Genomic DNA, 26,058 nt, shown 5'->3' on the forward strand with positions numbered 1-26,058 from the left:
CTGATGAAAAAATTTCAGAGCACGCTGACCAAGTTGGGTGCCGTCTTGCTGGCACTCCCGCTGCTGTTGCCCGCTGTCCACTCGGCCTACGCCAACTCGTACTCGGTACCCAAACTGCTGATCACCGAAGTCACGCCCGACAGCAAGATCGTCGGCGGTGGGACGGGTACGCCGGACGCTTTCGAATTCGTCGAACTCTACAACACCACCAGTGCCACGATCAACCTGAAAAATGACAGCATCCTCTACGAAACCCCGACCTCATACAAGTGGACGATCACCAGCGACAAGTACATCGCGCCGAAAAGCACGTTCGTCGTCTGGATCAAGTCGGACGCCAGCGCCACACTCGCTGACTTCAATGCGAACTATGGCACGAACTTGACCGCAAGTCAAGTTTTCGAAGTCTCGGCAAGCGGCATGGCCAATACCGCAGCGCGCACGCTGTCGATTGCCGGTGCTGACAATGTGAAGATCTCGACGAGCAGCTACAACCCCGAGGACGTCTCGGAAAACATCGGCATCCCGTATCTGTACCCGACGGACGGCACCAATGTGATGCGCAAACTGACGACCGATACCAGCAAGGCATCTCCCGGTTCCGTATTTGCCGGACAAGTTCCGCCCGCGACGTGGGAGGATGTCGCACCGGCCGCACCGACGGGCTTGACCGCGAAGTCTGGTAGCAACCAAGTGACACTGTCCTGGAACGCCAGCACGTCGTCTGATCTCGCCTTCTACCGGGTCTACGTGGACGGCGTTTTCGACCACACCTACCGTTCAGAAACCCGCTCTGCCGTGGTAACTGGATTGAACCCAGAGGAAAATCATACGTTTGAAATCACAGCTGTCGATACCTCCAACAACGCCTCGGCCAAGACCGCGATCACCTCGGCCGCCCTATCGATCCCTGTCACGCAAGCATCGGTCGTCGGCACCCCTGCAGGTAGTTTCCCGGAGTACTCGACCTTCTTCAGCAAGAGCACCGCTGGCCCGATCATTCCGGCGCTGGCGCAAGACCTGACGCCGCAGGGTATGACGTATGTGGCTTCGAAAAACTGGTTCCTCGTCTCGCATTATCGCGAGGACGGCAACTCGTCCATGATCACCGCGATCGATGCCAGCACCAACAAACTCGTCAAGTCGATGACGCTCTACAACGCGGACAAGACCCCAAGCACCGGACATGTCGGTGGACTGGCCGCGACGGCGACGGACGTGTGGGTCACCGTTGGCAGTTCGATGGCGCGCATCCCGTTAGTTGATGTGATCAACGTCGCAAATCGGGACCGCCTCTACATCGCGGACAAGTTCCCGGCTGTGACGAAAGCGTCTTTTGCGACAGCGGCGAACAACATCCTGTGGGTCGGCGAGTTTTACGAAGACCCTGACTACCTGACCGACACCACTCACTACAAAACGACGCGGACTGGCACCGCCCACCACGCATGGATGGCCGGCTACAAACTCGACCCGAACACTGGGCGCCTCCCCACTGGCAAGTACACCGGTGGCTCCACTCCTGTCACGCCAGATTACATCCTCTCCATCGCAGACCGCGTGCAAGGTGCGACGGTCATGACGGACGGTCGATTCATTCTGAGCGCTTCGTATGGCAGAACGAACGACTCTGACCTCTGGGTCTATGAAAACGTGCTGAGTCAAACACCGCACTACTACTCGACGGTGAACGGGACTTCTGTGCCGTCCTATTTCCTCGACCACAACAGTTGCACCACCGCACTGACCGCCCCACCGATGGCCGAAGGGCTGACGAACAAGAGCGGCAGTCTCTACGTGCTGTTCGAGTCGGCGGCGAGCAGCTACACGTCCAATGGGAAGTACCCGATTGATCATGTCTATAAACTGGATGCGACTGGCTTGTAGAAGGAGATTTGCCAAAAAAGCCTACACCAAAACAGCCTGTCCGCGATCAATACTGATCGTGACAGGCTGTTTTTCGTATCGTCCTATACCGTCCCTACTTGGGTCTTATTAATGAAGTGCAGAAGTTCATCACACTTCTCAACAGGCAAGGGTTGTGAGAACAGATAGCCCTGCATCTGGTCACAGCGGCGCTCCATCAGATACGCCAACTGCTCCTCCGTCTCCACACCCTCGGCGATGACGTTCAGCTTCAAACTGTGCGCCATCGCGATGACCGATGCGACAATCGCCGCATCGTCCTCGTCTGTCGTGATGTCGCGGACGAACGATCGATCGATTTTGAGCATGTGAATCGGGAAGTGCTTCAGATAGCTGAGCGACGAATACCCCGTCCCGAAGTCATCCAACGAGATCTGAATGCCTAAACTCTTCAGATCATGCATCGTCGCAATCGCCCGGTCGACGTTGTGCATCGTCGTGCTCTCCGTGATCTCCAAGTCCAGACAGTGCGCCTGAAGTTCCGCCTCTTCCAACGCCTGTGCCACGATCTCCACGAGGTTGTCACTCTGGAACTGTCTGGCGGAGAGGTTGACGGCCGCTCGCAAGTTCGGGAATACACGCTGCCAGCGCTTGACTTGTTGACACGCCGTCTTGAGCACCCATTCGCCGATCGGCACGATCAGACCGCTCTCCTCCGCCAGTGGGATGAACTCCGCCGGAGAGATCATGCCACGCGTCGGATGCTGCCAGCGCACCAACGCCTCCAAGCCAAATACCTCGCCGGTCGCGGCGTTGACTTGCGGTTGGTAGTAGACGACAAACTCGTTCCGTTCCAAAGCTTTGCGCAGATCATGCTCCAGCGTGAGCCGCTCGGTGACTTTTTTGTTCATCGCCGATTGGAACAGTTGGTAGTTGTTGCGCCCGTTCTCCTTCGCCCGGTACATCGCGGTATCCGCATGCTGAACCAGTTTATCCGCGCTGCACCCGTCATCCGGGTACAGCGAGATCCCGATGCTGGACGTGATAAAAATCTCATGCCCCTCCAGCACAAACGGTCGTTCTAACGCCACGAGAATCTGTTGCGCCACCTCTGTCACTTGGTGAACATTGCGGAGGTCGGGCAGGAGCGCGGTGAATTCATCCCCGCTGATCCGGGAAAAAATCGCCTCAGCCTGTACCGAGGACACCAACCGCTGCGCGACCGCTTGCAACAGGCGATCCCCAAGGCTGTGGCCGAACGTATCATTGATGAACTTGAAGCGGTCGAGGTCAAAAAACAACACCGCCAGGAGCTGTCCCTGCAACCGTGCGCGTTCCAATTCTTGTTCCAAGCGCTGTTCGAACAGCACGCGATTCGGCAGGTCGGTCAACATGTCGTAAAACGCCATCCTGCGCACCCGTTCGCCCGCCAGTTTGCTTTCCGTGATGTCCTTGGCAATCCCGTACACACCGACGATGGAACCGTTGATGAGCATCGGAACGAATTTCACCAAAAAATCGGTCGGACCGCCGCTCGGGTTGTGGATGCGGCATTCAAACTCCGTCGCTTCCCCTCGTGCAGCCAGACGAAATTGTCGCTCCACCATCGGCACATCCTCGGTGACGACGAGGTTTTGAAACTCGAGTTGACGCAACGTATCCAAGCTATATCCCGTCACTTGCTGGCAGGCCGGGTTCGAACTGAGGAAGTTGCCCGCCAAGTCCAGTGTGTAGACAGCGTCTTGGTTATGTTCAAACAGGGAGCGGTATTGCTGTTCCTTGTCCTTGAGTTGTTGCTCGATCCCTCGCTGATCGGAGATGATCCGCACGACGTAGTAGACCGCCAAACTGGTGATGAAACTGTCGAACATCCAATACGTATCCGTGCTCGTCCCTGTCCAACTCCACGGACGGTCCCAGTACCAACCGAACAACAAATACAATTGATACACCATCACAGACCCTACCGCAGTCGCTACCGTGGCGAGGCGCCAATCGCGCAGCCTCGTGACAGCCCGCAACGTCCAAATCGTTGCAATCGCACGAATGACGATTGACAAGATGTACATAAAACTCATGCAGCCTACCCTCCCCCATCTCCGGATAATGGCCTATACTCCATAGAAATCTGATTTTTTTCTTTTGCCAATTATTTCGACGCTGTTCGTGTCGATTCCTGTCTTATTCGATCATTTCTTTATTTGGAAAAAAGGACCGTTGCCAGAGGGCACGGTCCTTTTTGATCACAAGCTAGTGTTTGAGGCGGTACGGGACGGAGATGACGACGATATCCTTGCTGTGCAGCGCCCACGCCTTGATCAGTAGCGAGGTCTGGTTGTGCAGGATGCGATGCCACCACTTGCGGGTGACGAACTCCGGCACGAGCAGCGTGACGAAGTCGTTTTCGGAAACGCGCGCCTCTGCGGAGTTGATGAAACGGAACAACGGCCGCAACACTGAACGGTACGACGAACGCATCGTCACCAAGCGAACACCTGGATTCCAACGCTCCCATTTCTCCTCCATCGCGTGAATCTGATCGAAGTCAAAACCGATGTAGACGCAGATGATGTTGTCCGGGGAAGTCAGCGACCGGGCATAGGCGAGCGATTCGTTGACGACCTGCGAGATGCTGGAAATCGGGATGATCACCAAGTTGCCGCACGGTTCAGGGTGGATGGCGTCAATGTCGATGCGCAGTTCGGTGGCGATGTCATCATAGTGATGACGGATCTTCAGGAAGATGATCACCAGAATCGGCAAGACCAGCAGGACGACCCAAGCGCCCTCTTCAAACTTGGTTACCGCGAAAATCACGAGCACGACCAGCGATACCAGAGCGCCGATCCCGTTGATCAGCGCCTTGCCTTGCCAGCCGCGTTCCTTGAGGCGGAACCAGCGACGCACCATCCCCGTCTGTGACAGGGTGAAGGACAGGAACACGCCGATCGCATAGAGCGGGATCAACAGGTCGGTGTCGCCGTTGAACGCGATGATCAGCAGGATCGCCGCCACCGAGAGCGCGATGATCCCGGTGGAGTAGCCGAGGCGGTCTCCGCGCATCGTGAACTGGCGCGGCACAAATCCATCCTTCGCCATCAGCGCTGCCAATAGCGGAAACCCGGTGAAGGATGTGTTCGCCGCCAGCACGAGGATCAGAGCGGTCGTGCCTTGGATGTAGAAGTACAGACCGCCTCTGCCAAACACATGCTCCGCGACTTGCGAGAGGACGGTGACATGCGGATGCGGTGCGATGTGGAACAGGTAGGCCAGCATCGACGTACCGCCAAACAGCACCGCGAGCAAGATCCCGAGGATGCCCAGCGTATTCGCGGCGTTGCGGCTCTCTGGCGCGCGAAATGCCGGCGTGGCATTCGAGATCGCTTCCACACCAGTCAACGCCGAACAGCCAGACGAGAACGCTTGCAAGAGCACAAACCACGTCACGCCGCTGATCACCAACTCATGCGGGCGGGATACGTCGACCGGCACACTGCCGGTTTTTAACGAAAACAACCCGGCGCCGATCAGCACGAGCAACCCGAGGATGAACGCATAGGTCGGATAGCTGAACACGGTGGCTGATTCCGTGATGCCACGCAAGTTCAAGACCATGATGATCAAGACCATCAGCACCGACAATCCCACGGTATGTGGCAACAGCGCGGGAAACGCAGACGTGATCGCCGCCACCCCGGCTGTGACCGATACAGCGACCGTGAGGATGTAATCGACGAGCAACGAAGCCCCCGCGACGAGCGCGAACTTGTTGCCCAAGTGATCTTTGGAGACGACATAGGCCCCGCCCCCGTTCGGGTAGGCATAGATAATCTGGCGGTAGGACAGAATCAACGTCGTCAACAACAGCACGATGGCCAGCGAAATCGGCAGGCTATACCACATCGCCGCCGCACTGACCGCGACGAGCACGCCGAGGATCGCCTCTGATCCGTAGGCGACAGAGGAGAGTGCATCAGACGAGAGGATCGGGAGTGCCTTCCACTTCGGAAGTCGCTCATGTTCCAACTGTGAACTCCGCATCGGACGCCCGATCAGAAACCGTTTTAGCTCACGAATCATAGCAGATACCACCTTTTTTTGCTTTCATTTTTCATTTTTAGCCAAAAAAGACCGATGTACACTGCTGCCCTCCACCTCAGAACACGCCGAGATGGACGACAGAAGTCTACACCGGTCTATGAAACACCCGACAGCTCTCGCGCTGCCCTGTGTCTAATCCCCCAGTACTTCTGAGTCGCGTATGCATTTTTCCAGATCGCGGTCGAGGATGAACATCTCGACGAATTCCCCGATCTTGGTCGAGATATCACTGTGGCTGGAGATCACCTTGCACCCAGTGATCTGCGAGATCAGCGCTTCCGTGTCGGCACTGAAGTGCTCGCGGATCGTCTGGCGCATCTCCTTGACCAGTCGCTTGCCTTTGTCCGTTTTGACCAGCGTCTTCTCCTCGTGGGTCAACACGCCCTTCAAACGGACGATGATCATGTCGCGCATGAGGTAGGTCTTGGTCTCCTGCGGGCCACGCCCGAGGATTTCGCGCTGAAACTTGATGTAGGCTTCACTGACATCTGCTTCGATCTTGGTCTTCAAACTCTGCCCCATTCAACAACCTCCACAACATAAAAAAACCGATGCTGGCTTTGACCTACTACTCCTAGAAGGTCAAAGTCTGCATCGGTTTACCGAACGCCCAGTTGCACCTGAGCTCTCTGTCACCCGTTACAAGACGCATCTGTCGCCTCTGTCTCTATGGAAATTCTGCACGTATACCGCACAAAAAGACCATCCAAACAGAAGGTCTCCTGACCTTCCCTGCTTAGCCGACGAAGTTAGCTGACGGGTAGGATGGCAGAGAAGATTGCACTTCACTCATCCCTCCCGCGCACAACAGGCGCAGGATTAACCCCAAATGGATTGGTTCCTCCGTTTCCGAGCTGTCCCGGAATTAGGCCGTGATTCAATTTTGATGTGCTTATCATACTCCCTCTCCTGTCTTGCTGGCAAGCGGAATTTTTGGGCGAAAAAAAAACTCCTCACGCCTGTGCATGAGGAGTTTTTCGCTTACTTGTTGACGAGCAGCACGACGATCGAAGCCAATGAGAAGCAGATGCCCAGCAGGTACATGAACGAGACGGTCTGTACTTGTGTCATCCCGCTCTTCATCAGCGTGTGGAACGTGTGCGACTTGTCGGCATGGTGGATCGGTCGCTTTTCCTTGATCCGGCGGATGATCACGAACACCGTGTCAAAAATCGGCACGCCCAACGCCAGCACCGGCACGATCACGGAGACGAACGTCGCCGATTTGAAGGCACCGTCCACCGCGATCGCCGCCAGCGTGAAGCCGAGGAACGTCGCACCGGCGTCGCCCATGAAGATCCGCGCCGGGTGGAAGTTGTGACGCAGGAAGGACAGGCAAGCCCCGATCAGCGCCACCGCGTAAAACGCCACATCGTTGTTGCTGGTCAACAGCGAAACGAACAACAAGGTGGTTGCAGAAATCGAGGCGATGCCCGCCGCGAGTCCATCGACACCGTCGAGGAAATTTAACATGTTGGTGATCCCGACGATCCAGAAGATCGTGACCAACCACGACAGCCATTCCATGCCGTGATCGGCAAACGAATAGTACGGTTGGTCCATCCACGGAATCGTGATCGAACTTACTTTGACACCAAACTTAATCAGCACACAGGCTGCCACAATCTGAGTGAGAAACTTCGGCCAAGCCGGGAAGTCCTTGCCCCGGGTCTTGTAGAAGTCGTCGACGAGCCCGATCAAGAACAGGAGCGATCCGCCGATGACGATCCCGTAGTAGCGACCATCAAGTGCGCCAAACCATGCTTCTGTCGCTGTTACCGTGATCAAGAATCCGAAAAAGATCCCGGCCCCGCCCAGTACGGGAATCGGTTCCTTGTGCAGTTTCCGTGCATTAGGCATGTCGACAAAACCCGTTTTCAACGCGATTTTGCGCAAGACTGGCATCATCACAAATACAAGCGCAAACGAGACAATCAATGTAAAAATCAATCCTTGCGTCAGGGATTGCATGTTGAGTTCGTACGCCTCCCTCTGCGCCACATGAGCAGGTTGAGCCTTAGTGTGCGCAATTCTCCCAGAAAACAATCGTCCCCATTATACCATTACTGTTCCCTGAAAAGAAGGGACTTCCTCCCCTATACGTGTCGTGGGAGTGGACATTTTTGTGTCGGTGGCAAAGGTGTGGTTCTAGCAACCGCGTTCTGCTCATAGACTCTAGCAACCAAGCCAAATTGCGAGTTTCCTAAAGGAGGACATTCCCCAATGAACGGTATCATCCTGTTCCACGTCGTCGCCATCCCCCTGGTCTTCATGCTGGGTCGCCTGTCGAATAAAATTGCATTCCTGCGCGTAAAAGCCCCCCGTGGTTCTAGCGTGTCAGAGTTCATGCGCAGCAGTCGCGACTAGAGTACGAGGATGAGAAGCCCCCGACAGTTTTATGACTGTCGGGGGTTTTTCGTTTTAAGGGAATTTTATTTATTTTGCAATTCTTTTATTTAAATGGTATATTTGCAGTATATTAATAGAGAGGGAGTGTTATCAAGTATGAAGAAACTAGTTTCCTATGCTTTAGCTGCAACGTTCGCAATGAGCGCATTTGTCGGCGTGCAAGAACTCACGATTCAAAAAGCACATGCGGTCGACCCGTTTGGCGTCAGCTTCTCCGGCGTCACAGCATCCGCTGGTGTCAACGTTCGTTCCGGTCCGGGTACAAACTATCCGATCATCGCTTCCAAGCCGGGCAACGTTACGGTGTATTTCTCCGGTCTCGAGTACGGCACGATCACCCCGGACGTTTGGTTTAACAAACCGGACCCGCGTTGGTTCTACTACATCGAAGGCGGTCAAAAGAAATACATCGCATCGGCAGTTGTCGACGGCCTCCCTCCGAAAGCAAGCATCCGTCCCAAGGACCGCGCCGTTGCATGGGCGGTTGATGCTCAAGGCCGCACCGACTACAACTGGTACTGCCAGATGTTCGTCGAGAACACCTATGGCACCACCGGACAGTACGCTTCCGCAATCGCGGCTTCGAACAACCTGAACACCGGCGGTTCGCTGGCTTCGGCTCCGATCGGTTCGCTCGTGTTCTTCGCACCTGCTTCTGACAACGGCTACTATGGTCATGTCGGCATCTACATCGGCCAGAACACGATGATCAACGCACAAGCAGTTGTTCGTGCAGACAACATTGCGACTTCCTCCTACTTCTCTTCCCGCTACACAGGTTGGGGCTACGCTCCGTCCTCCTGGCCGGGTCATTACTAAGATCAAAGAAAAAGACGCGATCCCATGCGGGACGCGTCTTTTTTGCTTAAAAGCCTTTGATTTTGAGATAGTCTTGCAGAACTTGCTCGACGGCGAGCAGACGGTCCATCTTGGCCATCGCCGCGCGAGCACCGCCAGACGAAGTGATGTAGTTGGACTCGCCGGTCACGATGAAACCAGCCAATTGGCGGGCCGGTTCATAGCCTTGTTCACGCAGAGCCGGCACTACGGTTTCGAGAATTTCGTTCAAGAGGTCGTTTTGTTCATCGGGTCGGAAAATCATCGTCTTGTCGAGGTTGGACATGTCGGGGTCCCTCCTATTCTTGTTCAAGACTGGACGCGTTCGATGTGGGCGCCGAGGCTTTTGAACTTTTCGACCGGGTTCTCGTATCCACGGTCGAGGTATTGCAAACCTTCGATGTTGGTCGAGCCTTTGGCAGCCAGACCCGCAACGATCAACGCACCTGCTGCCCGCAAGTCGCTTGCGACGACGCGCGCGCCAGTCAGGGCATCTACGCCGTTCACAATCGCGGTATCGCCGCTGATCTTGATGTCAGCGCCCATCCGGGTCAGCTCTTGCGTGAAGCCGAAGCGAGCGTCAAATACGGTTTCCTTCACATACGAGATCCCGTTGGCAACGGTGAGCAAGGTCAGCATCGCCGGTTGCAGGTCGGTCGCGAAACCAGGGTACGCGAACGTGATCACGTTGGTCGGGCGCAGTTCGCGGTTGGACGCATCGACGGTGATGCTGTCCCCCTCCATCGTGATGCCACAGCCCATGTCGAACAGCAGGGACGGGAGGCCCGCCAGCGTCTGCGGTGCGATGTTGGAGACGGTGACTTTGCCGCGTGTGATGACGCCGGCGCACAGGTAGGTACCCGACTCAATGCGGTCACCCATCACGCTGTAGCGCACGCCTTTGAGGCTTTCGACACCTTCGATCGTGATGATGTCCGTGCCGACGCCGCGGATGCGCGCGCCTGCTTTGTTGAGGAACATCACCAGATCGACGATCTCGGGCTCACGTGCTGCGTTGTAGATGATCGTCGTGCCAGAGGCCAGTGCGCCTGCGGAGATCGCGGCATTGGTGGCGCCGACGGTTGCCCCGTAGCGGGTGCCGAGGAACATCGCGGCCCCTTTGAGACGACCGTTGATCTCGGCGGAGACAGCACCGTCCGTCATCGTGACGTGGGCGCCGAGCGCACGCATCGCTTTCAAGTGCTGGTCGACCGGGCGTGCGCCGATGACGCAACCGCCTGGAAGCGGGATCACGGACTTGCCGGACTTCGCCAGCAACGGGCCGAGGACGGAGAAGGACGCGCGCATTTTGCGAACGAGTTCTTCGGAGACCTCGGAATTGGTGATCCCGTCATTTTGAATGCGCACGGTGTTTTTGGCGATCCATTCGCACTTGAGACCGGTTTCTTCTAAGATCTGCATCAGCGTGTTGACATCGCTGAGTTCAGGTACATTTTCCAAGATGGTTTCGCCGTCGCATAGCAGGACGGCACACATGATGGCGAGAACGGAGTTTTTACTCCCCGATGCCTGAATCTCGCCGTGAAGCGGTTGCCCGCCTTTCACACGAAGTAGCTCCATGTTGTACACCTCATCATTATCTTACTGGCTCGTTAGACACATTTTACCACAGTGGTGGAGAGAATGACATGTCGTGAACTATAGAGTTTCGTCACAGGAGCCTGACAAGCGGGGGTAGACGAAAAAAGTCCTGCTCTTTATGGAAAGAGCAGGACTTTGGTCGCACCGTACCCGACAAACGCGAGCAAGAGCGAGGTGATCAGCGCCGCTTGGAAAGCACGACCACCGCCGCGCAGCGCCCGGATGTTGACTTGCAGGCCCAATCCGGCCATGCCCATCGTGAGCAGGAACAGCGAGGTTTGGATCAGCGGTTGCGTCCACGCATCAGGCAGGACATGCCAAGTATGCAAGGCACCGACCAGCAGGAAGCCGAGGACGAAGTACGGAATCGGAGCGGTCCGTTGCTTCGGACCTTCTGGAGAGGCTTGCTTGCGATCAAACTTCCAACCGACAAAAAGCGCAACAGGAGCGAGCAGCACGACGCGGGAAAGTTTCACAAGCAGACCGTTGTCGAGGCTGTCCGCACCGTGCGGAGTAGCCGCTGCGATCACATGCGCAATCTCGTGCAGCGTCGCTCCGGAAAAAGCGCCAAATGCCGCATCTGACAGTTCGAGCCACGGTGCCAGCAGCGTGTAGAGCACGGTGAACACCGTTCCCAGCACCGCGACGGTTGCGACGCCGAGCGCCGTCTGTTCGGAGCGGGCGCGCACTTGCACGGCGATCGCGACGGCGGCCGCCGCTCCGCAGATCGCCGTCCCGGCCGCGATCACCATCGCGAGGCGCTGATCCACGCCAAAGCGCCGGGCGATCCAATAGCCGACGAGCAACGTCAGGGTTACCAAAACAATCTCCGTGCCGAGCACGCGCACACCTGCATGACCCAGCGCGAGGAGGTCGAGCCGCACGCCGAGCAGGATGATCCCGGCGCGCAGCAAGTATTTGGAAGCGAATGTATATCCACCGGCCATTGCGACAGGTTGTGATGGTGTAGGTTGCGGACCCCATGTGGCCCAAGACATGCCGAGCAGGATCGCGAGCACCATCGGGCCGATCATCGACAGCCCCGGTACCAGCGCCAATCCTTTGCCGATCAACGCGAGTGCTGCTGTCATCGCAATCCCGAGCCACATGTATACGGATGTGAGTTTCATGTCCGATATCCCCCGTTTCTGACTCCATCATACGCCCGGAGTCAGAGCAAGAGAAATGATCGTTTGTGATGCCAATGATAAGTGATGCTTATGGTTGTTGCAGGAGCTTCGTGAACATCGCGTCCATCGTTTCATGTGTCAGTTGTCCATCACGGCGTTCGACGACGGTGCCGTTGCCATCGATGGAGATCGTGACGGGGAGACCGATGATGTTGTAGGATTTTTTCGCCGTTCCCTCAACGTCGAGGACACTGGGGAACGTCAATCCATTTTCCAGCATGAACTGGACAGCGCGTTCCCGGTCGTCGTCGGAGGTCAAGTTGACGCCGATCAGTTGCACGTGGTCTTCGTACTTTTTAGACATCGCCTGCAGGTCGGGCATTTCCGTTTTGCACGGCCCGCACCATGAGGCCCAGAAGTTGAGCACGACTTTTTTGCCATGCAGGGCGGCGAGCGAGATCTCTTGCCCACTAGAAGTGGAGAGCGAGAAGTCGGGAGCCGGGGAGCCGGCTTTGACCACGGTTGCTTTTGGGGTGTCCGATTGGGACCCACAACCTGCTAGGGTGAGGAATGATAGACAACAGATGATCGCGAACAGTAGGCGAGAACGCATAGCAGAGAACCTCCAAGTGGATTTGAACTAATCAAGAACTAGTGTAGAGGCAGAGTCGAGCAGAAGTTTGAAGTTGCGGATTCCCAGCTTGAACTCGACAGTTACAGGTCTGGAACTTGTGCCAAACAGCCCGGTTTGCACCGGGCTGTTTGGGGTTGCGGTTGCTTTGTGTTGCTTATTTCACCAATTCGATAAACTCGGCTTCCGTCAGCACGGTCACGCCGAGTTCTTGCGCCTTGTCCAACTTGGACCCCGCTTCCTCGCCTGCGACGACAAAGTCGGTTTTTTTGCTGACACTGCCTGTGACTTTGGCTCCCAGCGATTCCAGCTTGGCTTTGGCATCGTTGCGACCCATCGTCTGCAACGTGCCCGTCAACACGACCGTCTTGCCAAAAAACGGACTTTCCGCTGCCGTCTCTGCAATCTGCGGAGCTTCAAAGTGTGGACGTACTCCTGCTGCGAGCATCCGGTCGAGGCTCTCGTTGATCCGCTCCATCGCAAAAAAGCTCACCACGCTCTCCGCCACGATGTCGCCAAACCCCGGAATTGCCACCAACTGCTCAAATTCCGCCGCACGCACCGCTTCCAAAGACCCAAATGTCTCCGCCAGATCACGGCACATCCGCGTCCCCGTATTCGGAATTCCAAGCGCGTTCAAGAACGCGGCCAGATCGCAGTCTTTGCTTTTCTCCAGCGCTTTGATCAAGTTCTCGGCTTTTTTCTGCCCGAAACGCGGCAGGCCGACCAACTGGTCCAGCGACAACTTCTCCGGGTCATACAGGTCCGCCGGATCGTTGATCCCCAACTCTCGGAACAACTGCTCCGCCGTCTTGATCGAGAATGTCTCGATGTCCATCCCACCGCGACTCGCAAAGTGTGACACGCGCTCGATGACCTGTGTTGCACACCCCGTCACGTTCGGGCAGAACATGTGCGCGCCCTTCTCCACCAACTCAGCCCCACAGCTCGGGCATTGCTCCGGCTTCTCAATCGGTCGCGTCTCCAACGTCTCATCATCGAGTTTGTACAGCACTTCGGGAATCACGTCATTCGACCGACGGATCGCCACACGGCACCCGATGTCTACACCCTTGCGCTGGATGTCGCCCCAATTGTTCAGGGTGGCTCGCTGTACGGTCACACCGCCGATATCCACCGGCTCCAACAGCGCCGTCGGCGTGATCTTGCCCGTGCGTCCGACATCCCACTCCACGCTGTGCAGAATCGTCGAATACTCCTCCGCTTCAAACTTGAACGCCACCGCCCAGCGCGGGAATTTGTCGGTGTACCCGAGCACATTGCGCGTGCGGATGTCATTCAACTTGATGACCATCCCGTCGATCAAATAGTCGAGCTGCGGATGATCCTCGCGGTCGAAGCGGTCGATCTCCAGAATCAATTCCTCCAGATCAGTGAAGGACTTGCTGTACGCCCCCGCCTTGATCCGGTTGGCACGCAAAAATTCGGTCATCTCTTCATGCGTCACAAACTCGCGCTCCGCCGCATAGCCGATGCCGTAGAAAAACGCGCTCAGGTTGCGCTTGGCCGTCTCGCTCACGTTTTTCTGCCGGATCGCACCGGACGCCGCGTTGCGGGCGTTTTTCAACAGTTCCGCGCCGACTTCGACCGCTTTTTGGTTGTAGCGCTGCAACTCAGATAGCGGCATGATCACTTCGCCTTGCACTTCGATCAAGCCTTGGTACTCAATCGCCAGCGGCACCGAACGGATCGTCCGAATCTGCGGCAACACCGATTCTCCGACCACACCGCGCCCACGGGTCGCCGCTTGGACCAGCGAGCCGCCGTCGTAGGTCAGGTTGATCGTGAGCCCGTCAAATTTCTGCTCCAAGATATACGTCGGAGCCGGCAGTGGGTCTGCCTCCGGGTTTTTCTGGTTGTAATCCTCGATCAACTTGCGAACGCGCTTATCCCACTCGCGCAGCACATCCGCACTCTGCGCCTTGTCCAGACTCCACAGCCGCGCCAGATGCTTGTGCTCCTCGAACGACTCGATGACCACGCCGTTGCCCACCCGTTGTGTGGGTGATTCGGGCAACACGATGCCACTTTCCGCTTCGAGCGCAGTCAGTTCGTCATACAGACGGTCATACTCCGCATCGGTCACTTTCGGCCGGTCCAAGTTGTAGTAGTGGAAGTCCAGATCATTCAACAGTTCGATCAACTCGCGCATTCTCTCCTGCACAGGTTCTCACCTCGTATGTACCTGAAAAAGGGCATGCATCCGCGCCCGCGGCCGCATGCCTTTTTCTCATCAGATAATTAGATATTCAGCATGTGTCCGAGCTTGTTTTTCTTGGTTTTGAGGTAGTCTTCATTGTCTGGGTTGTGCTGCATCTGGATCGCCACGCGCTCGGCTACTTCGAGGCCGTGACCTTCGATCCCGGCGATCTTGCGCGGGTTGTTGGTCAGCAGGCGGATCTTGCGCACGCCCAAGTCGCGCAGGATCTGGGCACCGATGCCGTACTCGCGCAGGTCAGCGGCGAACCCCAGTTGTTCGTTCGCTTCGACCGTGTCGTAGCCTTGGTCTTGCAACTGGTAGGCTTTGAGCTTGTTGATCAAGCCGATTCCACGGCCTTCCTGACGCATGTAGAGCAGCACGCCTTTGCCCGCTTCGTTGATCTGGCGCAGCGCGGCTTCTTTTTGCGGGCCACAGTCACAGCGGCAGGAGCCGAATATATCGCCAGTCAGACACTCGGAATGTACGCGCACGAGCACCGCTTCGTCCGGGGAGATGTCGCCCTTGACCATCGCCACATGCTCTTTGTCGTCGATCGCGTTCGTGTAGGCGACCATGCGGAACTCGCCAAACTCGGTCGGCATCCGCACTTCGGCCGCACGGTGGATCAAGGTCTCGTTGTTTTTGCGGTAGGCGATCAGGTCCGCGATCGTGATCATCTTGAGATCGTGCTTCGTCGCGATGCTTTCCAAGTCCGGGACGCGCGCCATCGTGCCGTCGGCATTGAGAACTTCGCAGATCACGCCAGATGGGTAGGAGCCGGCCAGCAGCGCGAGGTCGATCGCCGCTTCGGTATGCCCGGCACGGCGCAAAACCCCTCCGTCCTTGGCGACGAGCGGGAAGATGTGACCCGGTTTTTTAAAGTCAGCACCGACGAGCTTTTCGTCGATCAGTCGTTGCACGGTGACCGAACGCTCGTAAGCGGAGATTCCCGTGGTCGTGCCGTCCTTCGCATCGACAGACACGGTAAATGCGGTGCCGTGCGAGTCCGTGTTCTCCTCAACCATCGAGGTGAGCCCGAGCTGACGGGCACGTTTTTCGGTGATCGGCACACAGACCAAGCCACGTCCCTCCGTGATCATGAAATTGATCACTTCCGGGGTTGCATGCTCCGCCAGCGCGATAAAATCGCCTTCGTTCTCGCGGTCCTCGTCATCCACGACGATTACGACTTTTCCGTTGCGCAGGTCTTCTAACGCTTCCTTGATGGAGTGAAACTTCGCCATCTCTCACTGCCTCCTCAAACTACCTCTGCTAGCTATAGCTTCTATTCTGAGTGTAGAAAATATCCGCGTGTTGAACTATGACCGCGATCACATGAGGCTACGATTTTGTAATCGGTGCGAATCTCGCCAAGAGTTTTTTCACACCTTGATCCGGGAACTCGATGTACAATTCCAGATCATCCCCGCTATTTTCCGTGTCGACGATCTTGCCCGTTCCCCACTTGCGGTGCTCGACGTGCTCCCCGACCTCCCACGTCAGGCTCATGTCCGCCCCGAAGTTTGCCGGGATGCGCGTGCCGAGGTTGGTGGTCGGTTTCTCGCGGTTGGGGTTGGTGGCCACCGCTTGGCGGCGCATCGCCCCGACGTCATCGACCAGCTCCGGCGGGATCTCTTTTAGGAAGCGCGACGGCGGGTTCATTTTCGTCTGGCCGTACTGCATCCGCGATTGGGCGTAGGACATGTAGAGCTTCTCCTCCGCACGCGTGATCCCGACATACATCAAGCGGCGCTCTTCCTCCACTTCGGTCGGGTCTTCGATCATCGCGCGGGCGCTCGGGAACACGCCCTCCTCTAAGCCGACGAGGAAGACAACCGGGAATTCCAACCCTTTCGCTGCGTGCAGGGTCATCATCGTGACCGACTCCCGCGCTGCTTTCTCCTGCCCGTCTTCGAGATTGCCTTGGCCTTGTTCGCTGTCGGCAAGCAACGCGACTTCGCCCAAGAACTCGATCAGGCGATCCTCTTCGGTCATCTCGTGCTTCTGGTCGAACTCTGCTGTCACCGACAGGAATTCGTCCAAGTTCTCCAGCCTCGAATCCGCTTCCAAGGTCTTCTCCAGCTCCAGCTCTTGGCGGTACAGAGTCTTTTCCAACACCGCGTGGGTCACGTCGGTCAGCGGCATGAACTTCACTTGCTCGGCGAACATCGAGACCAGCGCCACAAACTCGCGAATCGCCGCTGCTCCCTTGCCTTTGATGCCGATGTGATCAATTTCCTTGCACGCTTCAAAAGCAGAGATGCCTTGCTGACGGGCGAAGGACAGGATTTTTTCCACGCTCGTACTCCCGACACCGCGCTTCGGAACATTGATGATCCGCTCCCAGGAGAAGTCGTCGCTCTGGTTGGCGATCAGTTTCAGGTAGGCGAGCGTGTCCTTGATCTCCTTGCGCTCGTAGAACTTCAAGCCGCCGAAGATCTGGTACGGAACATGCACATCCGACTTGATGATCGCTTCCTCGATTACACGAGACTGGGCGTTCGTGCGGTACAACACGGCGATATCGGAGTATTTTCCACCTTGTTTGACATGCTGAATCGCTTGGCCCACGACAAATTGCGCCTCGGTGTGCTCGTCATACGCTTTGAACAACTTGATCGCCTCACCCTCCGGCTTGGTCGACCAGAGGTTTTTCTCCTTGCGCTCATTGTTGTTGCGGATCACTTCGTTGGCTGCCTTCAACACTTTGCCGACAGAGCGGTAGTTCTGCTCCAGCTTGATGACGGTGGCTTCCGGGTAGTCTTTTTCAAAATTGAGGATGTTCGAGATATCCGCCCCACGCCATGCGTAGATCGATTGGTCGGAGTCGCCGACGACGCAGATGTTGCGCTGCTTTTTCGCCAGCAATTGCACCAATTTGTACTGGGCACGGTTCGTATCTTGATACTCGTCCACATGCAGGTAGTGCAAGCGGTTCTGGTAGTAGGTCAGCACATCCTCATGATGCTCGAACAGATAGACGGTCTTCATGATCAGATCGTCGAAATCAAACGAATTGTTTCCCTTCAACTTGCGCTGGTACGCAACATAGACCTCTACCGCTGTCTTGCCAAAAACGTCGCCCTCCCGCACCGTTTTCGCATACGCTTCCGGCGTGAGCAGTTCATTTTTGGCGTTCGAAATCGTCGCGAGCAAGCCGCGCGGGTCGAACTTTTTCGGGTCGAGGTTGAGTTCCTTCAGCACTTGCTTGACCGCCGTCAACTGATCCCCAGCATCGAGGATCGTAAAGGAGTTCGTGTAGCCGAGTTTCACCGCGTCGCGGCGCAGCACGCGCACACACATCGAGTGGAACGTGGAGATCCAGACGTCATACGCCGTCGGCCCGATCAGCCCTTCGACGCGCTCGCGCATCTCCGCCGCTGCTTTGTTCGTGAACGTGATCGCGAGGATGTGCCACGGCGCGATGCGTTTTTCCTGAATCATGTAGGCGATGCGGCGGGTCAGTACCGATGTCTTGCCCGTCCCAGCCCCTGCGATGATCAGGAGCGGACCGTTTGCATGCTTGACCGCTTCTTGTTGTTGCGGATTCATTCCTTGGAGAATCGAATCTGCGTTCTGTATGGAAAACATGTGCAACACCTCATGTGAAGTCTCTTTGTCATTCTCTCCAGTATAGCAAACATCCGTTCTCCAAACATCACCAAAAATGAGCCCAGAATCTGAAACTCTGGGCTCTTGCTTCGTATACGCGATTTATTTCCCTCTGGAGTCTGCCAAGCGCACCAACAACAGATCGGCCGCATAGGGCCCGACTCTCTCATAAAACTTGCGCAACTCCCCGAGGTCTGCCGTTTCTGTCTCATAGGGCAGCAACATGTGGAACTGGACCAAGGTCATCACTTCCCGCGCAAAGTCATGCGGGTAGCCCAAGCGGGTCAGCACGCGAAACGCCATCTGTGCGCCGATGTTTTCATGCTGGTAGAAGTGTCCGTTGAGGTCACTGTTGATCAATTCGCGCGGAACTTTCGCCCCTTGCACCACGTAGAAGTCACCGGAATCGCGACCCTCGCGGATGTCGGCCCCATTTTCGATGAGGACGAAGTCCTTTTTGCGCCACTTGCCGTGGTCTTGCTTGAAACTGCCGGTGAACTGCTTGATGCCAGGGTAGGCTTTGCCGATGTCGTGCAGGAGCATCGTCCAGACGTACTTCAGCGAGGTGCCGCCGATGACAGCGGTCGCCTTCATGATGTGTTCATAGACGGTGAAGCGATGGTGCGGATTGTGCTGGTCGACAGGGATGGCCGCGTGCAGTTCTGGCAACCATGCCTGCAAGGAACCCTCGCGCTCCAAGTCGCGGATCAGTTCGGTGGGATTGTTTATCAAGCGGCCTTCCTGCTCTTGGAAAAACGCCTGCGCCGCTGCCTGCACCGGCTCCGTCGTCAGCACTTCGAAGTGGTCGAAGTCTTCCACCGTGGTGGGAACTTGGAGATGGCGCTGGTATTTCTGCAAGGCGCGTTTCGAGAGCGTGCTGTCGGGGATCGCTTGTTCCAAGGAAACGTTCCAAAACAACGCCTCCGTCCGGTAGTTGTGGCGCCGGGCGAGGTCGAGGTACAGCTTTCTATGCTTCGGCAAACGGTGCGGGGCATCGACGACGACCGGTCGTCCAGCCTGCAACGCTTCCGTACATTCACGCGGGATCAACTCATCGTCTGCTCGGACGAGGAGTGCGTCCGAAGCGTTGGCTCGCTGCTGGGCCAGCGCCGTCTTGCTCTGGGTCGGGAACCCGATACACAACGTCAACATGGACATGGGCGCGTCCCTCCTTCGGTCATAGGATGCTCAGAAACGGGTCGATCGTGCCCTCACAGTAGGAGGATTTTTTATGCTATAATAAGGAATATCGGCAATTTGCGTAACATAAGTATGATTGGATGCAACCGCCTACATATTAGATACGGGAGTGATGGAACGAATGAATATCGTGATGGCCCTACTCGCACTTGGGTTCCTCATCTTCATTCACGAGTTGGGACACTTTTGGGCTGCACGCGCCGTAGGCGTTCGCGTTGAGGAGTTCGCCATCGGCTTCGGCCCGGCGATCATCAAGCACAAACGCAAAGGCATCGCCTACCGTCTCAACTGGATTCCGCTCGGCGGATACGTGAAGATGCTCGGAGAGGACAATCCCGAAGCAGCAGACGCACCAGATGCTTTCAACAACCGTCCGTTAGCTGGGCGGATTCTCGTCATCGTGGCGGGCGTGATCATGAATTTGATCGGCGCGTTCCTGATCCTGTTGTTGATGTACAACGTCTACGGTCATCCGACCGCACAGGTGACCAACGTCATCGAGCAAGTTGTCGCTGATTCTCCGGCGCAAGCGGCTGGCGTCAAAGCAGGCGATCAGATCGCCACGATCGAAGGAGAGAAGTTCTCGTCGTTCGAGCAATTCTCAGCAACGGTCAAGGCTCATGAAGGACAACCGCTCAAGCTGGAACTCAACCGCGACGGACAGATGTTACCGATCACGGTTACGCCTAAGAAAACCAACGACAACGTCGCGATCGGCGTCGTGCCGCAACAATCGACGCAATGGGTGAAGACGGGCAGTTTCGGTCAAACCGTATCGGACGCGTTCGTCGACACGGGCAAGATCACGAGCAAAGTCTTCGAAGGTTTCAAGATGCTCATCAGTGGTCACGTCTCACTCAAAGAAATCGGCGGTCCGGTCGAGATCGTGCGCATCACCGGCGAAGCATCGCAGACGGGCGTGCCCGACTTCCTGTATATCGTCGCGTTCCTGAGTTGCAACCTCGCCGTCCTGAACATCATGCCGTTCCCGGCGCTCGATGGAGGTCGCTTGGTGTTCCTCGTCATCGAATGGTTGCGTCGCGGCAAGCGGATTCCGCTGGAGCGCGAGGCAAGCATCAACTTCATCGGGATTCTGTTCCTGCTGACGTTGATGGTGATTGTAACGTTCAAGGACGTATTCAAGATTTTCAACCAATAATAACGTATCACAAAATCCCCTCGCTGCGAGGGGATTTTTTCATGTTGCGCTCCTTGTGAATTTTTTGCTTGACCCGCAAAATCGAACGTGTTATATTATCTCTTGTCGGCAACGCCTGACACTCTTTTTAGACCATCGGAATGTAGCGCAGCTTGGTAGCGCGCACGCTTCGGGAGCGTGAGGTCCAGGGTTCGAATCCCTGCATTCCGACCATTTTCTCCCTACCACAACTTGATATCGGAATGTAGCGCAGCTTGGTAGCGCGCACGCTTCGGGAGCGTGAGGTCCAGGGTTCGAATCCCTGCATTCCGACCAGATAAAAGCCACTGATCTTCGGATCGGTGGTTTTTTTGCGTATTGCTCTGCTTGCTATTCAGATAAAAAGAGACTCCCAACGCATGCGTTGGGAGTCTCTTTTTTAACTCACGCGGAAGCTGACCACCATGAGCACGAGGACAGCGAGCGTTGCGAACAGGCTGAGCGCTGTCGAGTAGCGGGTCATCCATTTCGGTACGTCACTGCGGGCAGGGTCTTGTGGAGCGCGCAGTTGCTTTCTGGCCCGGTTGCCAAACCACGTCATGACCACGATGAACAGCAGCAGGGTCAACCCGCCGCCCTGTTCCATCAGTTTGATCCAGAGCGGTTTCGACGCTTGTGTGTACCCCAACATCTGAATCAAGCCGCCACCTGAAACCAGTACGACCAGCGCCGCCACATTCAAAAATCGGGTGACCAGCCGGGTGATCCAGAGGAACAGCGGGGTTCCGTTCCACGATGTCAAGTTCCGGCGCACGGCGAGCAACAAGATCACGAGCAACACCATCGAGCCGATCCAGAAACTCAGTCCTAACAGGTGCAAAAACAGTAACAGTTCAGTTTCCATGGAATGTTCCTCCTGCTCTCTCGTTGTTTTGTTTGCGACCCGGCCACCAGTTCCACTGGCCGAGCAGTACCAGTAATGCAGGCATCAGCAAGCCGCGGACGAGGAACGTATCGATCAACACGCCCATCCCGACCACGAATCCAAACAGCATCAGTTCTTGGAGCGGTTGTGTCATCAACACGGCGAACGTTGCGACGAGGATCAAGCCTGCCGAGGAAATCGTCTTGCCCGTCAACGAGACGGCACGGCGAATCGCTTCTGGCAACGGCCGAATCGCCGCTTCCTCTCGCACGCGGGAGAACAGCAGAATGTTATAGTCGATACCCAGTGCCACGAGGAATACGAACGTGTACAGCGGGATGCGATAGGAGAACGCCTCGTATCCGAGCACGTTGTGGAAAATCAACCAACTGAACCCGAGCGCTGTCGCATAGGTCAACAGGATCGTCCCGATCATATAGAGCGGAGCAATCAGCGCCCGGGATTGGAAAACCAACAGGATCGTGATCAGCATGATGACGATCGTCAGCACCAGTTTCGTGTCATGTGCGCTGACATCGCGGGTATCCACTTGGGTTGCCGTCTGTCCGGCGATGTGCAGCGAGACCGTTGCGGGATCGAAGCCACTGTCCTGCAACAGTTGGGTCGCTTGCTCGCGGATCGTTTCGACCGTGTGCATCGCGGCCGGATCGTAGGGATCGTCGACGAGCACGAGTTGGAAGCGGGCTGCCTGCTGATCCTCTGACAGCGCCGCTGCTGGAGTTGTGATCGAAACGTTTTGGACACCTGAAAGATGACCTAGAGCTTGCTCCAAGGAACCTAGTGCAGTCTGGAAACTCGCATCTGCTTGGAGCGGTTGCGACGATTGGAGAACCACGGTAGCAGGTGCGAGCGAGCCTTTCGGGAAGTGCTGTTCCAACACTTCAAATCCCGCACGCGACGGCATATCTGCCGGGAGTGACTTCATGAGGTTAAACGAGAAGTGAATGTTCCCGGCGAACAGTGCGACCCCTAACAGAATCACGGAGAGCGTGGCCGCGATCACGCGTGGTTTGCGAATGACGAGCGCGCCCATTTTGTCCCAGAGTCCTGCCTTCTCCCGCACAGCTTCTCCGACTTGGGGAATGAACGGCCAGAATGCCTTGCGCCCGATCAGGGCGAACAGCGCGGGAATCAAGGTCAACCCACCGAGCACGACGACGAGCAGCGCAACTCCGAAAACAGGTGCGAAGTGTTGGTACGGTTTGAAGAACGCGACAGACAGCGTGATGACCGAAACCAAGATGATGCTGCTGCTGAAGAAGATCGGCTCCCCCATGTGCTTCATCGCGTTGCGCATGGCTTCGTATTGCGACTCGGTGGTGCGGAGCTCCTCACGGTAGCGAGAGAACACGAACAGGCAATAGTCGGTCAGAACCGCAAACAACAGAATCATCATGATCGAAGTCGCTTGGCTCTCCACGACAAACCAGTTGTTTTGGGCGGAAATTCCGAGCAAGCGATCTGCAGATTGATAGAGAATCCCTGCGATGACCAGCGGCACGACCGCCAGCAGCGGTGACCGATACAGCACGATCAGCAGGACCAAGATCAGGATGATCGTGGTCAGCATCAGCACGAAGTCCGCCTTGGCAAACACGCTGATGGCGTCTGACGCGATCCCGGCCGGACCTGTGAGGTGGACTTGCATCGACCCGATCGCCATCAGCTTGGCAGATTCATCGAGCTTTTTGACGACCTCGTGGACTTGATGCGAATCAAGTCCTTTTTCCAGCAGGATCGGCAGCATCAGCGTGGTCCTGTCCTCGGAGAAAAACGTTCCCCATGCGGCAGGCGGCATGCTGTGCAAGGGCGTCGACTGTGCCACACCCTCCGGCGGCGACGCTGCGAGCCACTGGCTGATCTGCTGAACCTGTTGGGTTTCGACCGCGGTCAACGCCGCTTGGTCATGGAAGACCAACAGGGCAGGCAAACCACTGCTGACGGGAAAGTGACGTTCCAAAGCCATCCGCGATACTTCAGAAGGAAGGTCAGATGGAAGATCTGACGCGTTGGAATTGACGGCAAACTCCTTGCTTGCGGGTGCGAAGACAGACAGCACGAGCACCACGGCCACCCATAGTCCGATGATGAGTTTGGAACCTCGCTTGCTGCTGGCAAACGATGTGACAGCCTCTAGTAGGGCATACATAAGTTTCTACCTCCCATTCCTCTGCGGTTGCAGCATTCGTTGCTAACCCGAATACTAAAACCCGCAGATGAACAAAAGATGAACTCTAGATTACAGCCGAGGCAGTTTGACCTGAACCTCGGTCCCCACCCCGAGTTCACTCGTGACCTCGACCGTTCCCCCATGCAACCTGATGACCTTGTGGACGATCGCCAACCCCAACCCGCTACCGGAACGCGTGCGATTGCGCGACTTGTCCGCCTTGTAAAACCGCTCGAAAACGCGTGGCAGTTCGGCGGGCGGGATTCCGACCCCCGTGTCCCGCACCTGCACGTGTACCGGTGTCCTGTCCGCTGTCAACTGGACGGTAATCACCCCGCCTGCAGGGGTAAATTTGATGCTGTTGGTCAACAGATTGATCCACACGAGATGGAGCATCTGGGAGTCGGCCTGCACGGTGAGTTCTGCGAGGTGCAGTTCCAACTCAATGCCTTTCTCCCGCCACTGCCATTCCAGCATCAACACCGCTTGGCGGATCTGTTCATCGAGTCGATAGGGAGATCGCTCCAGTTGCATCGTCTCCTGTTCCAGAGAGGCGAGGGTGAGCAGTTGCTTGCTCAGCGAGGACAGCCGCTCACTCTCCGCTTCGATGATCGCCAAGTAGGACTCCTGTTCCTCACGCTCCAAGCCTGCGGTGCGCAACGCCTGCGAAAATCCCTTGATCGAGGTTAGCGGAGATTGGATTTCGTGCGAGACGTTCGCCACAAACTCTTGGCGCATCGCATCTACTTTTTTCAACTGCTCCGCCATCTGGGCGAAGTGTTGCGCCAGTTCCCCGATCTCATCACGGCGCGTCAAGTCCAAGCGGATGTCGAATTCTCCCGCCGCCAATTGTTGCGTAGCCCCGGTCAGCCGCTTGATCGGTTTGACCAAGTAGCGGGTGCCGATGATCAGCAACGCGACACTGAGCAGCGAGGTGTATACCACCATCATCCGCAGCAAGTCGCGCACTTCGCCAAACATCCGCTCGATGTTCGGCCGCAGAAACACCGCGTAGGTCTGCCCCTCTGCGTGCAACGGCATCCCGACGGAGTTCGCCAACGTGTTTTGAAAAAAGCCGATCACCAGCCATCCGTGCTGGTGCTCCAAGATCCCGTGGTACTTCTCGCCCTCGCGCACCTGTTGCACCATCGCCGGGTCCAACGCTTCGCCGTGAAAGGGAGCCCCATACCACACGCCATGCCCATGTTCGTCGACGGCGTAGACCTGATAGTTATAGTGGGAGATGTTCGTCAGATACTCGTCGACTGGAAGGGTCGGGTGCGCCTCATACGCTTCAACCGCGCTCTCCAAAACGCTCATCAGTTTCTGCTCGTTGTACGCCTTGAGGTAGTGCTGGTAGTAAAAATTGGACAGCAGAAACGCGATTGCACTGCTGCTCACCACGATCAAGATCATCGTGATCACGATGCGAAAGTAGAGCGTTCTCATGCCTCCTGCCCCTCCAACTTGTAGCCAAGCCCGCGTGCGGTCACGATGGCGAGATCTGTGGAGATCGCCAGCCGTTCGCGCAGGCGTTTGATATGAACATCGACCGTCCGACTATCTCCTGCGTAATCGATCCCCCAGATGCGTTGGATCAATTGTTCGCGGGTGAGGATGCGCCCTGCATTGCTGGCGAGCAGGGCAAGCAGTTCAAATTCCTTGCGCGGCAATGTCAGCACCAACTCGCCAACCCGCACTTCATAGGTCTGCAGGTCGATCACCGTCTGGCCGAACTGCATCACCTCTCCGGAAACCAACTGGTAGCGACGAAGGAGGGCTTTGATCCGAAACAACAACTCTCGCGGTTCGAACGGCTTCACCAGATAATCATCGGTGCCCGCCAAAAAGCCCTGCTCCTTGTCCTCCATCTCGCCTTTGGCCGTCAGCAAGATCACGGGGATGTCGTACACATCGCGAATTTCACGGCAGAGTTCGAGCCCGTCCTTGCCCGGCATCATCACATCGACCACCGCCAGATGAACTTTTTGTTCCTCCAACAGTTGAGAGGCAACGCTGCCGTCCTCTGCCTGTAGCACGGCATAGCCTTCCTTTTGCAGATAAAATCGGACCAAGGTGAGGATATGTGGGTCATCGTCTGCGATCAAGATATGGATTCTCATGTCGGTCATCCCTCATTTTAAAAAAAAGGCGCAATCTCCTTGCAGAGATCGTGCCTTTTTATCTTTTTATCT

20 protein-coding genes, 2 tRNA genes and 1 riboswitch are annotated in these 26,058 nt (G+C 56.4%); of the genes, 6 read left to right on the forward strand and 16 right to left on the reverse strand.

From position 1 onward, the window contains the following. The first annotated feature begins 3 nt into the window (after window positions 1-3). Complete coding sequence (locus C7459_RS05550) at window positions 4-1,887, forward strand: lamin tail domain-containing protein (RefSeq protein ID WP_109687209.1); 1,884 nt, start codon at window positions 4-6, stop codon at window positions 1,885-1,887. A gap of 83 nt (window positions 1,888-1,970) precedes the next feature. Here the strand turns inward: C7459_RS05550 and C7459_RS05555 are convergent, their stop codons facing one another. From C7459_RS05555 to C7459_RS05570, 4 genes are all read right to left on the reverse strand, one after another. Further along, window positions 1,971-3,944, reverse strand: a complete 1,974-nt coding sequence (locus C7459_RS05555; RefSeq protein WP_109687211.1) for a putative bifunctional diguanylate cyclase/phosphodiesterase — start codon at window positions 3,942-3,944, stop codon at window positions 1,971-1,973. Between the two features lie 172 nt (window positions 3,945-4,116). Then, a complete protein-coding gene (locus C7459_RS05560) occupies window positions 4,117-5,946 on the reverse strand; it encodes an APC family permease (protein WP_109687213.1) in 1,830 nt (609 codons plus the stop codon). A 153-nt stretch (window positions 5,947-6,099) separates the two neighbouring features. Next, on the reverse strand, window positions 6,100-6,489 hold the full coding sequence (locus tag C7459_RS05565) for a Na-translocating system protein MpsC family protein (RefSeq protein ID WP_109687215.1): 390 nt from the start codon (window positions 6,487-6,489) through the stop codon (window positions 6,100-6,102). A 201-nt stretch (window positions 6,490-6,690) separates the two neighbouring features. Further along, a riboswitch (cyclic di-AMP (ydaO/yuaA leader) is annotated at window positions 6,691-6,849 on the reverse strand. Window positions 6,850-6,948: 99 nt separating this feature from the next. Further along, the gene (locus C7459_RS05570) at window positions 6,949-7,938 is read right to left on the reverse strand and encodes an MraY family glycosyltransferase (protein WP_109687217.1); all 990 of its coding nucleotides are present in this window, start codon (window positions 7,936-7,938) and stop codon (window positions 6,949-6,951) included. Window positions 7,939-8,190: 252 nt separating this feature from the next. On the opposite strand from C7459_RS05570, the gene C7459_RS23185 reads away from it, so the two are divergent. Continuing rightward, complete coding sequence (locus C7459_RS23185; protein ID WP_170119291.1) at window positions 8,191-8,334, forward strand: hypothetical protein; 144 nt, start codon at window positions 8,191-8,193, stop codon at window positions 8,332-8,334. 138 nt (window positions 8,335-8,472) lie between these two features. After that, window positions 8,473-9,195: an NlpC/P60 family protein gene (locus C7459_RS05575; RefSeq protein WP_109687219.1), complete on the forward strand. Its 723-nt coding sequence runs from the start codon at window positions 8,473-8,475 to the stop codon at window positions 9,193-9,195. A gap of 46 nt (window positions 9,196-9,241) precedes the next feature. Here C7459_RS05575 and C7459_RS05580 read toward each other — a convergent pair whose 3' ends face one another. The 8 genes from C7459_RS05580 to C7459_RS05615 all read right to left on the reverse strand — a co-directional run bounded on the left by C7459_RS05580 (window position 9,242) and on the right by C7459_RS05615 (window position 19,567). Further along, window positions 9,242-9,499: an IreB family regulatory phosphoprotein gene (locus tag C7459_RS05580; protein ID WP_109687221.1), complete on the reverse strand. Its 258-nt coding sequence runs from the start codon at window positions 9,497-9,499 to the stop codon at window positions 9,242-9,244. A gap of 23 nt (window positions 9,500-9,522) precedes the next feature. Then, window positions 9,523-10,794 carry a UDP-N-acetylglucosamine 1-carboxyvinyltransferase gene (murA, locus tag C7459_RS05585; protein ID WP_109687223.1) on the reverse strand — a complete coding sequence of 424 codons (1,272 nt, stop codon included), beginning with the start codon at window positions 10,792-10,794 and terminating at the stop codon, window positions 9,523-9,525. Between the two features lie 137 nt (window positions 10,795-10,931). Beyond that, window positions 10,932-11,945, reverse strand: a complete 1,014-nt coding sequence (locus tag C7459_RS05590) for a YeiH family protein (RefSeq protein ID WP_109687226.1) — start codon at window positions 11,943-11,945, stop codon at window positions 10,932-10,934. 88 nt (window positions 11,946-12,033) lie between these two features. Continuing rightward, on the reverse strand, window positions 12,034-12,558 hold the full coding sequence (locus C7459_RS05595; protein WP_109687228.1) for a TlpA family protein disulfide reductase: 525 nt from the start codon (window positions 12,556-12,558) through the stop codon (window positions 12,034-12,036). Window positions 12,559-12,733: 175 nt separating this feature from the next. Then, on the reverse strand, window positions 12,734-14,761 hold the full coding sequence (gene ligA, locus C7459_RS05600) for an NAD-dependent DNA ligase LigA (protein ID WP_342766656.1): 2,028 nt from the start codon (window positions 14,759-14,761) through the stop codon (window positions 12,734-12,736). 77 nt (window positions 14,762-14,838) lie between these two features. Further along, window positions 14,839-16,041 carry a bifunctional 3,4-dihydroxy-2-butanone-4-phosphate synthase/GTP cyclohydrolase II gene (locus C7459_RS05605; protein WP_109687232.1) on the reverse strand — a complete coding sequence of 401 codons (1,203 nt, stop codon included), beginning with the start codon at window positions 16,039-16,041 and terminating at the stop codon, window positions 14,839-14,841. Window positions 16,042-16,138: 97 nt separating this feature from the next. Continuing rightward, window positions 16,139-18,388, reverse strand: coding sequence for a DNA helicase PcrA (gene pcrA, locus C7459_RS05610; protein WP_109687234.1), 2,250 nt, complete (start codon window positions 18,386-18,388; stop codon window positions 16,139-16,141). 123 nt (window positions 18,389-18,511) lie between these two features. Further along, a complete protein-coding gene (locus C7459_RS05615) occupies window positions 18,512-19,567 on the reverse strand; it encodes an AAA family ATPase (RefSeq protein ID WP_109687236.1) in 1,056 nt (351 codons plus the stop codon). A 163-nt stretch (window positions 19,568-19,730) separates the two neighbouring features. Here C7459_RS05615 and rseP point away from each other — a divergent pair, with 163 nt between their 5' ends. The 3 genes from rseP to C7459_RS05630 all read left to right on the forward strand — a co-directional run bounded on the left by rseP (window position 19,731) and on the right by C7459_RS05630 (window position 21,083). Beyond that, window positions 19,731-20,768: an RIP metalloprotease RseP gene (gene rseP, locus C7459_RS05620; RefSeq protein WP_170119292.1), complete on the forward strand. Its 1,038-nt coding sequence runs from the start codon at window positions 19,731-19,733 to the stop codon at window positions 20,766-20,768. Window positions 20,769-20,904: 136 nt separating this feature from the next. Next, window positions 20,905-20,981: transfer RNA gene (locus C7459_RS05625), tRNA-Pro, on the forward strand. A gap of 25 nt (window positions 20,982-21,006) precedes the next feature. Further along, window positions 21,007-21,083: transfer RNA gene (locus C7459_RS05630), tRNA-Pro, on the forward strand. A 103-nt stretch (window positions 21,084-21,186) separates the two neighbouring features. Here the strand turns inward: C7459_RS05630 and C7459_RS05635 are convergent. The 4 genes from C7459_RS05635 to C7459_RS05650 all read right to left on the reverse strand — a co-directional run bounded on the left by C7459_RS05635 (window position 21,187) and on the right by C7459_RS05650 (window position 25,986). After that, a complete protein-coding gene (locus tag C7459_RS05635) occupies window positions 21,187-21,651 on the reverse strand; it encodes a hypothetical protein (RefSeq protein WP_109687240.1) in 465 nt (154 codons plus the stop codon). After that, complete coding sequence (locus tag C7459_RS05640) at window positions 21,641-23,842, reverse strand: MMPL family transporter (RefSeq protein WP_109687242.1); 2,202 nt, start codon at window positions 23,840-23,842, stop codon at window positions 21,641-21,643. Before C7459_RS05640 ends, C7459_RS05635 begins: the two co-directional genes overlap by 11 nt. Window positions 23,843-23,932: 90 nt before the next feature. Then, the gene (locus tag C7459_RS05645) at window positions 23,933-25,312 is read right to left on the reverse strand and encodes a sensor histidine kinase (protein WP_109687243.1); all 1,380 of its coding nucleotides are present in this window, start codon (window positions 25,310-25,312) and stop codon (window positions 23,933-23,935) included. Then, the gene (locus tag C7459_RS05650; RefSeq protein ID WP_109687580.1) at window positions 25,309-25,986 is read right to left on the reverse strand and encodes a response regulator transcription factor; all 678 of its coding nucleotides are present in this window, start codon (window positions 25,984-25,986) and stop codon (window positions 25,309-25,311) included. The genes C7459_RS05645 and C7459_RS05650 overlap by 4 nt, the downstream gene beginning before the upstream one ends. Between the last annotated feature and the right edge of the window lie 72 nt (window positions 25,987-26,058).

This window comes from Tumebacillus permanentifrigoris, assembly GCF_003148565.1.
GTDB lineage: Bacteria > Bacillota > Bacilli > Tumebacillales > Tumebacillaceae > Tumebacillus > Tumebacillus permanentifrigoris.

Coding starts and splice junctions, on each gene's coding strand:
- C7459_RS05550 (WP_109687209.1), top strand. CDS start 4: ATGAAAAAATTTCAGAGCACGCTGACCAAGTTGGGTGCCGTCTTGCTG.
- C7459_RS05555 (WP_109687211.1), bottom strand. CDS start 3,944: ATGAGTTTTATGTACATCTTGTCAATCGTCATTCGTGCGATTGCAACG.
- C7459_RS05560 (WP_109687213.1), bottom strand. CDS start 5,946: ATGATTCGTGAGCTAAAACGGTTTCTGATCGGGCGTCCGATGCGGAGT.
- C7459_RS05565 (WP_109687215.1), bottom strand. CDS start 6,489: ATGGGGCAGAGTTTGAAGACCAAGATCGAAGCAGATGTCAGTGAAGCC.
- C7459_RS05570 (WP_109687217.1), bottom strand. CDS start 7,938: ATGCAATCCCTGACGCAAGGATTGATTTTTACATTGATTGTCTCGTTT.
- C7459_RS23185 (WP_170119291.1), top strand. CDS start 8,191: ATGAACGGTATCATCCTGTTCCACGTCGTCGCCATCCCCCTGGTCTTC.
- C7459_RS05575 (WP_109687219.1), top strand. CDS start 8,473: ATGAAGAAACTAGTTTCCTATGCTTTAGCTGCAACGTTCGCAATGAGC.
- C7459_RS05580 (WP_109687221.1), bottom strand. CDS start 9,499: ATGTCCAACCTCGACAAGACGATGATTTTCCGACCCGATGAACAAAAC.
- murA (WP_109687223.1), bottom strand. CDS start 10,794: ATGGAGCTACTTCGTGTGAAAGGCGGGCAACCGCTTCACGGCGAGATT.
- C7459_RS05590 (WP_109687226.1), bottom strand. CDS start 11,945: ATGAAACTCACATCCGTATACATGTGGCTCGGGATTGCGATGACAGCA.
- C7459_RS05595 (WP_109687228.1), bottom strand. CDS start 12,558: ATGCGTTCTCGCCTACTGTTCGCGATCATCTGTTGTCTATCATTCCTC.
- C7459_RS05605 (WP_109687232.1), bottom strand. CDS start 16,041: ATGGCGAAGTTTCACTCCATCAAGGAAGCGTTAGAAGACCTGCGCAAC.
- pcrA (WP_109687234.1), bottom strand. CDS start 18,388: ATGTTTTCCATACAGAACGCAGATTCGATTCTCCAAGGAATGAATCCG.
- C7459_RS05615 (WP_109687236.1), bottom strand. CDS start 19,567: ATGTCCATGTTGACGTTGTGTATCGGGTTCCCGACCCAGAGCAAGACG.
- rseP (WP_170119292.1), top strand. CDS start 19,731: ATGAATATCGTGATGGCCCTACTCGCACTTGGGTTCCTCATCTTCATT.
- C7459_RS05635 (WP_109687240.1), bottom strand. CDS start 21,651: ATGGAAACTGAACTGTTACTGTTTTTGCACCTGTTAGGACTGAGTTTC.
- C7459_RS05640 (WP_109687242.1), bottom strand. CDS start 23,842: ATGTATGCCCTACTAGAGGCTGTCACATCGTTTGCCAGCAGCAAGCGA.
- C7459_RS05645 (WP_109687243.1), bottom strand. CDS start 25,312: ATGAGAACGCTCTACTTTCGCATCGTGATCACGATGATCTTGATCGTG.
- C7459_RS05650 (WP_109687580.1), bottom strand. CDS start 25,986: ATGAGAATCCATATCTTGATCGCAGACGATGACCCACATATCCTCACC.